The organism is Burkholderia sp. BCC0097, from assembly GCF_902832985.1.
Taxonomy (GTDB): domain Bacteria; phylum Pseudomonadota; class Gammaproteobacteria; order Burkholderiales; family Burkholderiaceae; genus Burkholderia; species Burkholderia orbicola.
The window spans coordinates 160756-175984 of sequence record NZ_CADFDM010000011.1 but is presented as its reverse complement, the minus strand read 5'-3'; the positions used below and the strand labels follow the sequence as shown (position 1 = coordinate 175984).

General features: G+C 65.7%; 11 protein-coding genes. All 11 read right to left on the bottom strand.

The genetic code is table 11. The features are described 5' to 3' along the window. Positions 1 to 215: 215 nt before the first annotated feature. Entirely contained in the window at positions 216 to 1895 is a 1680-nt protein-coding gene (locus HWX07_RS31375) for a SpoVR family protein (RefSeq protein ID WP_175878944.1), read from the bottom strand. Next, the gene (locus tag HWX07_RS31370) at positions 1892 to 3160 is read right to left on the bottom strand and encodes a YeaH/YhbH family protein (RefSeq protein ID WP_006476064.1); all 1269 of its coding nucleotides are present in this window, start codon (positions 3158 to 3160) and stop codon (positions 1892 to 1894) included. Before HWX07_RS31370 ends, HWX07_RS31375 begins: the two co-directional genes overlap by 4 nt. A 125-nt stretch (positions 3161 to 3285) precedes the next feature. Continuing rightward, the gene (locus tag HWX07_RS31365) at positions 3286 to 5208 is read right to left on the bottom strand and encodes a PrkA family serine protein kinase (RefSeq protein ID WP_006476065.1); all 1923 of its coding nucleotides are present in this window, start codon (positions 5206 to 5208) and stop codon (positions 3286 to 3288) included. A 545-nt stretch (positions 5209 to 5753) separates the two neighbouring features. Next, positions 5754 to 7520, bottom strand: a complete 1767-nt coding sequence (locus HWX07_RS31360) for a methyl-accepting chemotaxis protein (RefSeq protein ID WP_175878943.1) — start codon at positions 7518 to 7520, stop codon at positions 5754 to 5756. Positions 7521 to 7830: 310 nt separating this feature from the next. Beyond that, positions 7831 to 8766 (bottom strand): ribokinase, encoded by a 936-nt coding sequence (gene rbsK, locus HWX07_RS31355; protein ID WP_175878942.1) that lies wholly within the window; start codon positions 8764 to 8766, stop codon positions 7831 to 7833. Then, positions 8763 to 9794, bottom strand: coding sequence for a LacI family DNA-binding transcriptional regulator (locus tag HWX07_RS31350; protein WP_011545351.1), 1032 nt, complete (start codon positions 9792 to 9794; stop codon positions 8763 to 8765). Before HWX07_RS31350 ends, rbsK begins: the two co-directional genes overlap by 4 nt. Before the next feature lie 35 nt (positions 9795 to 9829). Beyond that, positions 9830 to 10849 carry an ABC transporter permease gene (locus HWX07_RS31345; protein ID WP_006476069.1) on the bottom strand — a complete coding sequence of 340 codons (1020 nt, stop codon included), beginning with the start codon at positions 10847 to 10849 and terminating at the stop codon, positions 9830 to 9832. Further along, positions 10846 to 12459: a sugar ABC transporter ATP-binding protein gene (locus HWX07_RS31340; protein ID WP_175878941.1), complete on the bottom strand. Its 1614-nt coding sequence runs from the start codon at positions 12457 to 12459 to the stop codon at positions 10846 to 10848. Before HWX07_RS31340 ends, HWX07_RS31345 begins: the two co-directional genes overlap by 4 nt. A 145-nt stretch (positions 12460 to 12604) precedes the next feature. Continuing rightward, positions 12605 to 13555, bottom strand: a complete 951-nt coding sequence (locus HWX07_RS31335) for a sugar ABC transporter substrate-binding protein (protein ID WP_124701056.1) — start codon at positions 13553 to 13555, stop codon at positions 12605 to 12607. Between the two features lie 252 nt (positions 13556 to 13807). After that, positions 13808 to 13960 carry a hypothetical protein gene (locus tag HWX07_RS31330; protein ID WP_175878940.1) on the bottom strand — a complete coding sequence of 51 codons (153 nt, stop codon included), beginning with the start codon at positions 13958 to 13960 and terminating at the stop codon, positions 13808 to 13810. Positions 13961 to 14289: 329 nt separating this feature from the next. Continuing rightward, the gene (locus HWX07_RS31325; protein ID WP_027807388.1) at positions 14290 to 15216 is read right to left on the bottom strand and encodes a CysB family HTH-type transcriptional regulator; all 927 of its coding nucleotides are present in this window, start codon (positions 15214 to 15216) and stop codon (positions 14290 to 14292) included. Between the last annotated feature and the right edge of the window lie 13 nt (positions 15217 to 15229).

Below are 15229 nucleotides of genomic sequence, written 5' to 3'. Positions count from 1 at the left end.
GTGCTTTCTGGGCGAGACGGCTGGGGGCCGCCGCGTGCGGTCGCACGTGGCACCGGTTCCGGCGCACGGCGCTACGGGATTTTAGCGAAATGTAAAGTAACAAGCGCTCCGGGTTCGTCCCGATGTAGAAAATTTTTCTCCCGGCGCGCGTTCATCATATGAAAACGCCAGCCCGCAGGCTGGCGTCCGATGCAAACATTTCCGGCGTGCGGCGATCACACGCGCACTTCGGGCGGCACGTAGCGGCACTCGTAGCGCTTGCGCACGGTGCCGGCCTCGTCGACGCTTTCCAGGTACACGTCGAACTGCCAGAGCCGCGCCATGTGCTTGAGCACTTCCTCGCTGTCGTTCGACAGGTGGCGGTTGTCGGTCATGAAGTGACGCAGCGTGAGGCTGCGGTCGCCGCGGGTGTTGACGGCCCACACCTGGATGTTCGGCTCGCGGTGATGGATGTCGTACTGCCGCGACAACGCCTGCCGCACGTACTGGTAGCCGGAATCGTCGTGGATCGCCGATACCTCGAGCGAATCGCGCATGTCGTCGTCGAGCACCGAGAAGAGCCGCATCTCGCGAATCAGGTTCGGCGACAGGTACTGTGCGATGAAGCTCTCGTCCTTGAAGTTGCGCATCGCGTAGTGCATCGCCGGCAGCCACGGCGTGCCCGCGATCTCCGGAAACCACTTGTAGTCCTCCTCCGTCGGCGCTTCGCAGATCCTTCGGATGTCGCTCATCATCGAGAAACCGAGCGCATACGGGTTGATCCCGCTGTAGTACGGCTTCGTGACGGGCGGCTGGTAGACCACGTTGCTGTGCGAGTGCAGGAACTCCATCATGAAGCCGTCTTCCAGCTTCCCCTGGTTGTACAGCGTATTGAGCAACGTGTAGTGCCAGAACGTCGCCCAGCCTTCGTTCATCACCTGCGTCTGCCGCTGCGGATAGAAATACTGGCCGATCTTGCGCACGATGCGGATCACTTCCCGCTCCCACGGTTCGAGCAGCGGCGCATTCTTTTCCGCGAAATACAGCAGGTTCTCCTGCGGCTCGGACGGATAGCGGTCGTCCTGCTCCTCCGTCAGCTCGGGCTTCTTGCCCGGCAGCGTGCGCCACAGTTCGTTCACCTGCGATTGCAGATACGCCTCGCGCTCGCGCCGCAGCGCCGCTTCCTTCGACAGCGACGGCTTCTGCGGCCGCTTGTAGCGGTCAACGCCGTAGTTCATCAGCGCATGGCACGAGTCGAGCAGTTCCTCGACGCGATCGAGGCCGTAGCGCTCCTCGCATTCCGCGACGTAGTTCTTCGCGTACACGAGGTAGTCGATGATCGCGTGCGCGTCGGTCCACAGCCGGAACAGGTAGTTGCCCTTGAAGAACGAGTTGTGCCCGTACGCCGCGTGCGCGATGACGAGGGCCTGCATCGTCATCGTGTTCTCTTCCATCAGATACGCGATGCACGGATTCGAATTGATGACGATTTCGTAGGCCAGGCCCATCTGGCCGCGACGATAGCTCTTCTCGGTCGCGAGAAAGTGCTTGCCGAACGACCAGTGACGGTAGTTGACGGGCATCCCGACCGACGCATACGCATCCATCATCTGCTCGGCGCTGATCAGTTCGAGCTGGATCGGGTAGATGTCGAGCTCGTATTGTTCGGCGACCTGCGAGATGTGCGTGTCGTATTCCTCGAGCAATTCGAACGTCCAGTCGGACGGGCACGGCAGTGGCTTGCGTTCGGCAACGTTCATACGCGCTTCCTTTTGCCCGGAACCGGGCAAGTCGGCGGCCGGCGGCGGCGGTTCGGCCTGCCCGCGTTGCTGCGGTGCGGCAGGGCCGGCCGTGGCGTCGCCGGAAGGGCGCGGCGCGTAGCCGCGCGACTCGTTGTGCAGATGGCGGGTCGTCATGACATTTCCACCTGCTTTTCGAACAATTCGCGAAACACCGGGTAAATGTCCGCAGCCGATTCCACTTTTTTCATCGCGAGATGCGGTTGCGACAAGGCCAGTTGCGCGTATTCCAGCCACAGATTCTGCTCTTCCGGCGCGACCTGGATATACGCGAAGTAACGCGTCTTGGTGAGGATATCCTCTTCCAGGATTTTGCGACACTTGGGCGAATCGTCAGTCCAGTTGTCGCCGTCGGACGCCTGCGCGCCGTAGATGTTCCACTCGGTGGGCGAGTAGCGCTCGTCCATCACCTTGCGCATCAGTTCGAGCGCGCTCGACACCACGGTGCCGCCGCTTTCGGTCGAATGGAAGAAGGTGTCCTCGTCGACTTCCTCGGCCCGCGTGTGGTGGCGAATGAACACCACTTCGATGCGCTCGTAGTTGCGCTTGAGGAACAGGTAAAGCAGGATGAAGAAGCGCTTCGCGAGATCCTTGCGCTGCTCGTCCATCGAGCCCGACACGTCCATCAGGCAGAACATCACGGCCTGGCTCGACGGTTGCGGCTGCTTCACGCGGTTGATGTAGCGCAGGTCGAACGGATCGATGAACGGAATCCGCCAGATGCGCCCTTTCAGGTGATGAATCTCGGCCTCGAGCGTCGCGATTTCCGCGCGGCGGTCTTCGGGGTCGCTCTTCAGCGCTTCGAGCTGGGCCTCGAGCTCGCGCAGCTCGTTGACGAGCGGCGAGCCGAGCGCGATGCGCCGGCCGAGCGCGCTGCGCAGCGAACGCACGACGTCGATGTTGTTCGGCGTGCCTTCCGCCGACCAGCCCGCGCGCACGTTCTTCCAGCTCGGCACCGTCAGCAGGTGCGTCTTCACGAGGCGCGGCAGTTCGAGATCGTCGAAGAAGTACTGCATGAACTCGTCGCGCGACAGTTCGAACACGAAGTCGTCCTGCCCTTCGCCCTCGTTGCTCGCCTGACTGCCGCCGCCGCCCGAGCCGCCCTGCGGGCGCGGAATCTTGTCGCCGCGCACGTAGTCCTCGTTGCCGGGGTGCACGTACTCACGACGCCCGCCCGGCGCGTGCCGGAAATTCGGCTCCGCGATGTCCTTGCGCGGGATCGTGATGCTCTGCGTGCTCTGGATGTCCTTGATGCTACGGTCGCGCACCGCGTCGGACACGGCACGACGAATGTAGTTCTTGACGCGACGCAGAAAGCGTTCGCGATTGGCGATGCTCTTGTTCTTGCCGGCCAGCCTGCGGTCGATGATTTGATGAAGCACTCCCGGTCTCCCGCTCGAAAGTCGATCTGCCGGGGCACTCGCCGCGCATGCCGTCTGCCGTCATGCGGGCGGCGCCTCTGAAAGCGCCCGTACGGACTCGCCGTACGGGCGCGATACCGCGCGTGTCATGACGACTTGCGCACGCGCAGGTACCAGTCGCAAAGGAGCCTCACCTGCTTCGGCGTATAGCCCTTCGCGACCATCCGGTTCACAAAGTCCTCATGCTTGCGCTGCTCCTCCGCCGAACCCTTCGCGTTGAACGAAATGACCGGCAACAGTTCCTCGGTATTCGAGAACATCTTCTTCTCGATCACGACCCGCAACTTCTCGTAGCTCGTCCACACCGGGTTCTTGCCGGCGTTCGCCGCCCGCGCGCGCAACACGAAGTTCACGATCTCGTTGCGGAAATCCTTCGGATTGCTGATCCCGGCCGGCTTCTCGATCTTCTCCAGCTCCGCGTTCAGCGCGGCGCGGTCGAAGCTCTCGCCGGTATCGTGATCGCGGAATTCCTGATCCTGGATCCAGAAGTCCGCATACGTGACGTAGCGATCGAAGATGTTCTGACCGTATTCCGAATACGACTCGAGATACGCGGTCTGGATCTCCTTGCCGATGAACTCCGCGTAGCGCGACGCGAGCACGTCCTTCACGAACGACAGGTACTTCTGCTCCGTTTCCGGCGGGAACTGCTCGCGTTCGATCTGCTGTTCGAGCACGTACATCAGGTGCACCGGGTTCGCCGCGACCTCGCTCGTATCGAAGTTGAACACGCGCGACAGGATCTTGAACGCGAAGCGGGTCGACACGCCGGTCATCCCTTCGTCCACGCCCGCGTAGTCGCGATACTCCTGGTACGACTTCGCCTTCGGATCGGTGTCCTTCAGGTTTTCGCCGTCGTACACCTGCATCTTCGAGAACAGGCTCGAATTCTCCGGCTCGTGCAGGCGCGACAGCACCGAGAACTGCGACATCATCTTCAGCGTGCCCGGCGCGCATACGGCCTCGGCGAGCGACGAATTGCGGATCAGCTTCTCGTAGATCTTGATCTCTTCCGACACGCGCAGGCAGTACGGCACCTTCACGACGAAGATCCGGTCGAGCAGTGCCTCGTTGTTGCGGTTGTTGCGGAACGCCTTCCACTCCGACTCGTTCGAGTGCGCCAGAATCACGCCGTCGAACGGAATCGCGCCGAAACCTTCGGTACCCTTGAAGTTGCCTTCCTGCGTGGCGGTCAGCAGCGGGTGCAGTACCTTGATCGGCGCCTTGAACATTTCGACGAATTCGAGCAGGCCCTGGTTCGCCAGGCACAGGCCGCCCGAGTAGCTGTATGCGTCGGCATCGTCCTGCGCATACTGTTCGAGCTTGCGGATATCGACCTTGCCGACCAGCGACGAGATGTCCTGATTGTTCTCGTCGCCCGGCTCCGTCTTTGCGATGCCGACCTGCCGCAGAATCGACGGAAAGCGGCGCACCACGCGGAACTGGCGGATGTCGCCGTTGTATTCGTGCAGGCGCTTGACGGCCCACGGACTCAGGATGCTCTTCAGGTAGCGGCGCGGAATGCCGTACTGTTCCTCGAGGATCGGACCATCCTCGTCGTAGTCGAACAGCCCGAGCGGCGATTCGTTGACGGGCGAACCCTTCAGCGAATAGAACGGCACGCGCTCCATCAGCTGCTTCAGGCGCTCGGCGATCGATGACTTGCCGCCGCCCACCGGGCCCAGCAGATAGAGGATCTGCTTCTTCTCTTCAAGACCTTGCGCAGCGTGGCGGAAATACGCGACCACCTGCTCGATCACCTCCTCCATTCCGTAGAACTCACGGAATGCCGGATACACCTTGATGACCTTGTTCGCGAAGATCCGCGACAAGCGCGGGTCGTTGCGGGTATCGATCTGTTCAGGTTCCCCGATTGCTTCCAGCATGCGTTCACCAGCCGTCGCGTACGCGGATGGATCGTTCTTGCAGAGCGCGAGATACTCCTCCAGCGAGAGCTCTTCCTCTCGCGTTTTTTCGAAGCGGTTCGCGAAGCTGCTGTAAATATCCATGCTACCTCCCTCGCCTGAGTCTGAAGACGTGCCTGCCTTCGTATGACTGCGCAGAAGCAAGCGCGTTCGAATTCATCCTAAACCCTTTCTTATTTTTTTTCACGAACTCTTCGTATGAAGTTCGTCATTCTCGACAACACCGCTTGGACAACGCATTTCGTCGTTTTACAATCGACCTCCCGAGCCGCACAAACTGCATCCGCCGCGTCTCGTCGAACATCGAAACGTCTCGTGCGTTGGACATCTCCGACGTCGTCACTTCCTCCCCTCATCCCTATACGTTCGAGCGGCCGCGCGCGATGACACGCCGTGCGCACCGTTACAAATTTTTTTCGCAGTCCCTTACGGACATACCCGTACGACGAACGCGGGAACATGACGTGCACGCAGCGCGTCCCTCGCGTCTGCGTCGGTGCGCGACGCAGGTGACGATGCACGATGAGTCGTCCGCGCTGTCACATTTCGTCCATCGCGGAAACGACGACGCCCGCGGATCGCGGGCGTCATTCGTCACCAAATGGGGATAGATACGCAGTGCCTGAAGATCAGAACGTCTCCCAGTCGTCGCCGCCTGCGGTCGCGGCTACCGGTGCGGGGGCAGCCGATGCGGCAGCGGGCTTGCGCGCCGGCGTCGGGACTACGGGTGCGCGCTTCGGCGGGGCGTCGCGTTCGACTCGCGCCGCAGCCGGTGCTGCAGGCGCCGCGGCCGGCGCGGAAGGCGCGCGCGGCGCTTGACGAACCGCAACTACGGCGCCCGCGCGTGCTGCTTCGTCGTCGAGCTGGAATACCGCCGCCGTTTCGCGCAGGCGGGCCGCCTGTTCCTCGAGCGACTGCGCGGCGGCCGCGGCCTCCTCGACGAGCGCGGCATTCTGCTGCGTGACCTCGTCCATCTGCGCGACCGCGCGCGCGACCTGGTCGATCCCGCTGCTCTGCTCCTCGGAGGCCGCCGCGATCTCGCCCATGATGTCGGTCACGCGCTGGACCGCGCCGATCACGTCGCTCATCGTGCGCCCTGCTTCGTCGACCAGCGTCGAGCCCGTCCGGATACGCTCCACCGACGCGTCGATCAGCGCCTTGATTTCCTTCGCCGCGCTGGACGAACGCTGCGCGAGGCTGCGCACTTCGCCGGCGACCACCGCGAAGCCGCGGCCTTCCTCGCCCGCCCGCGCGGCTTCGACGGCCGCATTCAGCGCAAGAATGTTGGTCTGGAACGCGATTCCCTCGATGATCGCGATGATGTCGGCGATTTTCGCCGAGCTGTCGTTGATTTCGCCCATCGTGCCGACCACCTGGCCGACCACCGTATTGCCCTTGTTTGCAATGTCGGATGCATTCGCGGCCAGCGAGCTTGCCTGGCGCGCATTGTCGGCATTCTGCTTCACGGTGCCCGTCAGCTGCTCCATGCTCGACGCGGTTTCCTGCAGCGCCGCGGCCTGTTCCTCGGTGCGCGACGACAGGTCGATGTTACCGGCCGCGATCTGGCGGGCCGCGGTCGCGATCGACTCGCTGCCGCCGCGCACGGTGCGCACCGTGTCGACGAGCCCGCGCTGCATCCTCGCGAGGCCTTCCAGCATCTGGCCCATCTCGTCGCGCCGGTCCACGACGATCGGCCGGCGCAGGTCGCCCGCGGCGATCGCGTCGAAATGCGACAGCGCGTCGGCGATCGGGCGGCCGATCGCGCGGCTCAGCGTCAGCCACGACAGCATCGCGGCGCCGATACCGGCCAGCAGCACCACGATCGACAGCACGCGCATCGTCTCGAATACCGATTCCGCCCGATTGAAGCCGGCCTGTGCATCGGTGAACTGGAAGTTGCGCAGCCCTTCGCTGGCCACGGCCAGTTCGTTATAACGTGCCTGAAGCTGCTTCGCGCCGTCGCCGATCCGGTCGTGATCGCCGGTCCCGACCGCACTCGCGAACGCGTCGCAACTGTCCTGCAGCGCCTTGCGCCTGGCGGCGACGTCCTGTGCGAGCCGGTCTTCCTCCGCGCCGCGCGGCAGCGCAAGGTATTTCTGCCACCATGCGTCGGACTGCCCGCGCATCGCGCGGCTGCGCTCGATGGCGGCCGCGGAGTCGGGCGTGCCGACCAGCAGCGCCGCACGGTCGAGTGCGAGGCGCTCGCGCGCGGCGAATACTTCCGCGGCCGCCACGTTGACCGCGCTCGGCATCTGGTTCGTGAAAATCTCGCGCGTCGAATCGTTCGCGCGCGTCATCCCGTACAGACCGAGCACGCCGGTGACACCCAGCAGTACCGCCAGAAACGCCATCGTCAAACCGATGCGCGCACGAATCGTCAGGTTCCTGAACACCATCATCCATCCTGTGTTGCGTCGTCATGAACGGGCCGGGCCCGTTGGCTCGAAGCATTGCTTCGCTTGACTTATTTACGACCGCGCGACGCACAACTTGACGGATTTCAGACCATTTTTTCGAATTATTAGTCTGAACATTACAAATTCATGAACAAAATGGCGTGAATTCGGGCCAGTTCGACAACGGAAGGAAAAGACCGGCCAGGCACCGGGAGGTTCAGGCAGTGCGGCCGGCGAGGTGCGGCCGGCGACGTCGGCCAGCCGTCTCGTGCGGCGAACCGGCCACGAGACGGAACCGCGATCCTGGGGGTCAGGCCTGATCGGCCAGTTCGGAGCGCGTCGGGATCGACGGCTGAGCGCCTGCGCGTGTGACCGACAGCGCCGCCGCGCGTTGCGCGAAGCGGATGGCCGTGTCGACGTCCGCGCCGGCCGCGAGCCGTGCGGAAAAGCCGCCGATGAAGGTGTCGCCGGCGGCCGTCGTGTCGACGGCCTGCACGATTGGCGCCGGATAGTGCCGCGCGGTGCCGTCGGCCGTCAACGCGAGCACGCCGCGCGCGCCGAGCGTCACCAGCACGTTGCGCGCGCCGCCGGCCTGGAGCGCCCGCGCGGCGACTTCGGCTTCGGCCGGATCACGCACGGGCAGCCCGGTCAGCGCGGCCGCCTCGACCTCGTTCGGGATCAGGTAATCGACGAGCGGCAGCCAGCCGTCCGGCAGCGGCGCGACGGCCGGGGCCGGATTGAGCACCACCGTGCGGCCGAGCCGGCGTCCGGCCGACAGCGCCGCGAACACCGTGTCCGGCGGCGTCTCGAGCTGGCAGATCAGCACGTCGGCCGCCGCCAGCGCGGCCTCGTGCCGCGCGATCGTGTCGGTCGTGACCTCGCCGTTGCCCCCCGCGACGATCACGATCGCGTTCTGGCTCCCATCGTCGACGACGATCAGCGCGACGCCGGTCGACGCCGACGCGCTCGTCGCGAGCCCCGCACAGTCGATTCCCTCGGCCTCGAGACCCGCGCGCAGTGCCGCGCCGTGCGCATCCGCGCCAACGCAGCCGATCATCGCGACCTGCGCGCCGAGCCGGGCGGCGGCGACGGCCTGGTTGCCGCCCTTGCCGCCCGCGGCCTGCGCGAATGCGTGCCCAGCGAGCGTTTCGCCCGGCAGCGGCAGCCGCGGCGCCCGCACGACGAGATCCATGTTGAGGCTGCCGACCACCGTCACGCGGCCGGCGCCCGTTACAGCCGCCGTCATGCGCGAGCGCCCGGCGCGGCCGGCTCGCGGTAGATCGCCGTCGATTCGCGCAGCACGAGGCGCGGCGACACGACGCGACGGCGGCTCGGCACGGCGCTCGAACCGCCGCCGATCCGCTCGATCAGCGTCTGCGCGGCCATTTCGCCGAGCGCGCGCACCGACTGGCCGACCGTCGACAGCGCCGGATACGTGTAGCGGGAAAATTCGATGTCGTCGAAACCGATGATCGAGCAGTCGTCGGGCACGCGCATCCCGCGCTCGGCCGCCGCGCGCAGCGCGCCGACGCCCATCAGGTCGTTGCCCGCGAAAATCGCGCTCGGCCGCACCGATTCGAACAGCCGCGACGCCGCGTGATAACCGCCCAGGCACGAGAAATCGCTTTCGGCGATCGCGCCCGGCACGATGTCGACGCCGCGCTCGGCCATCGCGCGGATGAAGCCGTGCACACGCATCGCGCTGACGGCGGTGTCGGTCGGCCCGGTGATGCAGCCGATCTTCGCGTGCCCGAGTTCGAGCAGGTGACGCGTCGCCAGGTACGCGCCGCGCTCGTGGTCGATCTGCACGAGATCGGCCGCGAGCCCCTCGATGTTGCGGTCGACCACGACGAGCGGTGCATGGATATCCGCGAGCGTCTGCGCGAGCACCGCATCCTCGCCCGCCGACGCGACGATCAGCCCGTCGATGCGCTTTTCCTGCAGCACGCGCAGGTAGTTGCGCTGCTTCACGGGATCGTCGTCCGAATTGCAGAAGAACACGCAATAGCCGTTGGCCGCGCACTGATCCTCGATGCCGCGCGCAAGCTCGGCGAAGTACGGATTCGTGCTGTTCGGCACGACGAGGCCGATCGTCGCCGTCGCCCGCGCCTTCAGCGAGCGCGCCACGGCCGACGGCACGTAATTCAGCTCGCGGATCGCGCCCTCGACCTTCGCACGCACATCCGCGGACACCGGCCGCGAATTGTTCACCACGTGCGAGACGGTCGTAAACGACACGCCCGCCATGGCCGCCACATCCTTGATCGTCGCCATTTCCCGTTTCTCTCTGGTCTGTTCTGTCTGTCTTTTTACCGCACGCGCGTACGCCGGCTGCGATACGTATCGAGCACGACCGCCACCACGATCACCGCACCCGTGATGATCCGCTTCGTCGGCTCGTTCGCACCGATCTGCGCCAGCCCCGCGGCCAGCACGGAGATGATCAACACGCCGAAGAACGTGCTGATCACCGAACCGCGCCCGCCCATCAGGCTCGTGCCGCCGATCACGACGGCGGCGATCACCTGCAGTTCGAGGCCCGCGCCCGCGTTCGGATCGGCCGCCTCGAGCCGCGAAATCTGGAACAGCGACGCGAGCCCCGCGAGCGCGCCCATCAGCGCGAATACGAGGATTTTATACGGCCTCGGGTTAACCCCGGCAAGCCGCACCGCTTCCTCGTTCGTGCCGATCCCGACCAGATAGCGCCCGAACACCGTGCGCGTGAGCACGAACTGGGCCGCGATCATCACCGCGACCGCGATCAGGAACGCCGGCGAAATGCCCAGCGCGATCGGGTTCGACAGGAAATCGAACGCGTCGCCGATATAGGCGGTGCGCGAATTCGTCAGCTGGTACGCGAGGCCGCGCGCGGCCTCCAGCACGCCGAGCGACACGATGAACGACGGAATCCGCCAGCCCACCGTGACCGCGCCCGTCAGCGCGCCCGTCGCGGTCGCGACCGCGATCCCGATCAGCGCGGCCGGCAGCGGCCCCCACTGCCATTTCAGCGCGGCAACGCTGACCATCGACGCGGCGAGCGCGAGCACCGAGCCGACCGACAGGTCGATCCCGGCGATGATCAGCACGAAGGTCATCCCGACCGACATCACGACGAGATCGGGAATCTGGTTCGCGATCGTGCTGAACGTGTCGTAGGTCAGGAAATGCGAGCTCAGCACCGAGAACAGCGCGATCATCGCGGCCAGCGCGCCGGCCAGCCCGAGATAGTTCGACAGGCCGAGTCGTGTGCCGGACAGCGTGCGCGCGCGGCGCCCCGTCACGTCCTGCTGCGCGCCTGCGTCGGTCGGAGATACGGGAGGCTGGGTCATTGCTGTGGTCCTGTCGTCGAAGTGCCCGGAGCGGCGCCGCGCGCCTGCCCCGCGTCCGGATGCTGCATGGCGGCCGCCGGCGTCTCGCGGCCGAAGCCGGCGAACGCCGCGGCCAGCAGCGCATCCTGGGTCCAGTTGCCGCGCTCGAACACGGCGGTCATGCGCCCGGCCGACATCACGCCGATTCGGTCGCAGATCAGCATCAGCTCGCGCAGGTCGCTCGATACGACCACGAGCGCGCGGCCTTCGCGCGCGAGCGCGCCCATCAAAGTGTAGATCTCGAATTTGGCGCCGACGTCGATCCCGCGCGTCGGCTCGTCGAACAGCAGCACGCCCATGTCGCGCGCGAGCCAGCGGCCGATCACGACCTTCTGCTGGTTGCCGCCCGACAGCTCGCCGACGGGCTGCGCAGCCCCGTGCGCCCGTATCCGCAGCGCATCGATCTGCTGCTCGGCGAGCGCCGTTTCGCGTGTGGAATCGACGATGCCGCCGCGCGCGAGCCGGTCGAGTTGGCCGAGCGACACGTTCGCGGTGATCGACTGCGACAGCAGCAGCCCCTCGCCCTTGCGATCCTCGGTGATCAGCGCGATGCCCAGCTTCACCGCCTCGACGGGCGACGCGATGCGCGCCGGCTTCAGCGGCTGGCCGACCGAGATCGTTCCGGCATCCGGTGTATCCGCACCGTAGATCAGCCGCAGCAGCTCGGTGCGTCCCGCGCCGATCAGCCCCGAGATGCCGAAGATCTCGCCCGCGCGCACCTCGAGCGACACGTCGCGCACCGCCGTGCCGCGCGTGAGGCCCGACACCGCGAGCCGCGGCGCGCCGAAACGGCGCTCGCCGAGATCGATGTGCTCGCCGATCTCGCGCCCGACCATCAGCGTGACGAGCCCGTCGGACGTCGTCGCCGCCATGTCGCCCACGTGCACGAGCCGGCCGTCGCGCAGCACCGCGACGCGCTCGGCGACGCGCGCGAGCTCTTCGAGCCGGTGCGAGATGTAGACGATCGCGACGCCGCGCGCCTTCAGCCGGTCGATCTGCTCGAACAGCAGTTCGACTTCGCGTGCGGTCAGCATCGCGGTCGGCTCGTCGAGAATCAGCACGCGACAGTCGCCGATCAGGTTGCGCGCGATCTCGACCATCTGCTGGTGGCCGATGCCGAGCGCGCCGACCGGTGTATCGGGATCGACCGCGTCGAGCCCGACCTGCGCCATCGCGGCGCGCGCGTCGTCGCGCAGCCGCGCGCGATCAATGATCCCGAAGCGCCGCGGCAGGCGGTTCAGGAACAGGTTTTCGGCAACGCTCAGCGTCGGCAGCAGGTTCAGCTCCTGCATCACCATGCGCACGCCGAGCGCCTCGGCCTGCGTGCGGCTCGCCGGCGCGTACGCCTCACCGCCGAGTTGCATCGTGCCGGTGGTCGGGTCGACGAGCCCGCCGATGATTTTCGACAGCGTGCTCTTGCCGGCGCCGTTCTCGCCCGTCAGCGCGAGCGCCTGGCCCGCGTCGAGCGTCAGCGTGACGTCGGCGAGGACGGGTTCGGCATAGGTCTTGCCGATGCCGGATACGGACAGCACGGGATGGGCTGAACGGGAGGGTTGGAAGGTCGGTTCCATCGCGATCCTGGTTGCGGCCGCGCGCACGGGGCGCGCGGGTATGACGCTCACTAGTGCATGTGCATGCAGTGGCCGTGATCGCGCTCACACCGGATAACGGCCGCCGCGCCGGATTCTTGAGGGTGGCGGCCGGACCGGTGCGGCGTTACTTCGTCACGAGATCCACCGGCGTCTCGACCACGCCGGACATGTCGGCCTGCTTGCGATGCTCGGCGATCGCCTTGAGCGCCGTGTCGATGCCGAACACGGCCTGCTTCGCCGCGTACTGATCCGCGGTCGCGAGCACGCGGCCGTCCTTCAGCATCGGCTTGATCGCGTTGATGTTGTCGTAGCCGACCACGAGCACCTTGCCCTGCTTGCCGGCCGCGCGCACGGCCGACACGGCGCCGATCGCCATGTTGTCGTTGCCGCACAGCAGCGCCTTCAGGTTCGGGTATTCGTTGAGCATCGCGGCGGCTACCGCATTGCCCTTGTCGATCTCCCATTCGCCCGACTGCACCGACACGACCTTCATCCCGCCCGCCTTCATCGCGTCCTGGAAGCCGGCCGTGCGCTGCTGCGCGTTGGTCGTCGTCGACACGCCTTCGACGATGCCGACCTGATCGCCCGCCTTCAGCCGCTTCGCGAGGTAATCGCCGATCTTGCGCGCGCCCTTGCGGTTGTCCGGGCCGACGAACGGCACGTTCAGGTTCTTCGACTTCAGCACGTCGGGATCGAGCCGGTTGTCGATGTTCACGACGACGATGCCGGCGTCCACGGCCTTCTTCACGACCGGCACGAGCGCCTTCGAATCGGCCGGCGCGAGCACGATCGCATCGACCTTCGAGACGATCATCTGCTCGACGATGCGGATCTGGTTCGCGGTGTCGGTCTCGTCCTTGATGCCGTTGGTGATCAGATCGAACTGGTTCGCGTTGTGTTTCTGATATTCCTTCGCGCCCGTTTCCATGGTCAGGAAGAACTCGTTGGCGAGCGACTTCATCACGAGCGCGACCTTGGGCTTGGCCGCGGATTGCGCGTGGACGGCCGGTGCGGCGGCCACCGCGACGGCGGCGAGCGCGACGGTCAGGAAGCGACGGCGAAAGCGGACATTCATACACATCTCCTGGCGACTGGCCCGGAGGCCAGATTGTTATTCGACTGTTGTTTTAATGTGAGCAAACGTTTGCGTCACACTACCCGGACAATGGCCATCGATGCTGCTGTCGGTACCACGGAATGGAAGCGAGGCAGACGGCCGACTGCCTGGCGCGTGCTGTCGTTGACGCGCCACCGCCGGCGGGACGCCGGCGGAGTGAAGGCTATGCTGTACCGATTCGGTTCGGCGCGCAACCTGTCTGATCAATATTTAAGGGTTTATTCGGAGCGCGCGGGCGCGCTTCACGACGCGCAAATACGACACTCGCGACGCCGACGGCGGATGGTCGAAATGCTTCGCAGGCGGCTTGCCGGTGATGATGCGGGTCGTGCCGGATAGCGTGATCGCGTCGACGATCGGCACGAAGCGCGGCCGCGGTCGCCGTCGCGATATGTCGTCGACTGTGACGGAACCGGCGATTTGAACGCGCAGCCTTGTGAACGAGGACGACTGCAGATTGTGCGTTCCGCGCCGAGGCTCGGCGTCGCAGGTTGTTCTTGTTTTTCTGTTGGCTGGAAACAGGGGCGAGCGTCGCCTGACGCGACGCACCCGGCGTGTTATCGCTCGGCGGATGCTTCAGCCGTGATGGCGGCAAGCCCCTGCCGCCGCCCGGTGCCGCATGCGGCAACGCACACGTGGTGCAAGTCGCGCCGTCCGCTGCAACGGCCCGGACGGCGCGCGACGTGCACCGGTCAAACGGCTTCGCGCAACAGCCCCGCGATTTCCGCTTCATTCAGGTGCGGCGCGAACATTTCGATCAGCCGGTACGCATACGCACGCAGGAACGCACCCTTGCGCAGCCCGACCCGCGTCGTGCTCGCCTCGAACAGGTGTTGCGTATCGAGCGCGACGAGCCCCGTGTCGCGCTGCGGATCGTAAGCCATCGCCGCGACCACGCCGATCCCCATCCCGAGTTCGACGTAGGTCTTGATCACGTCCGCGTCGATCGCGGTCAGCACGACGTCGGGCACGGCGCCCGCCTGCGTGAACGCCTGGTCGATGTGCGAACGGCCCGTGAAGTCCTGGTCGTACGTGATGATCGGGTACTCGGCGATTTCCTCGAGCGTCAGGTTCGCGCGGCCGACGAGCGGATGGCCCTTCGGCACGACGACCGTGTGGTGCCACGAATAGCACGGGAACGTGACGATGTCCGGATAGCGATCGAGCGCCTCGGTCGAGATGCCCAGATCGGCCTCGCCGTTCAGGATCATCTGCGCGATCTGCTGCGGGCTGCCCTGGCGCAGCGCGAGATGCACCTTCGGGAACACCTCGGTGAACTGCCGGATCACCTTCGGCAACGCGTAGCGCGCCTGCGTGTGCGTCGTCGCGACGACGAGGTGGCCGCTGTCCTGATCGGCGAACTGGCGCGCGACGCGGCGCAGGTTCTCGGCGTCGAGCAGCATCCGCTCGATCAGCTGGTGCACCGCCTTGCCGGGCTCCGTGAGCCCCGTCAGCCGCTTGCCGCGCCGAATGAAGATGTCGACGCCCAGCTCATCTTCCAGATCCTTGATCTGTTTCGACACGCCCGACTGCGACGTGTACAGCACGTTCGCGACTTCCGTCAGGTTCATGTTCTGGCGCACCGCTTCGCGCACGAACCGCAATTGCTGAAAATTCATGGGTATGCCTCTT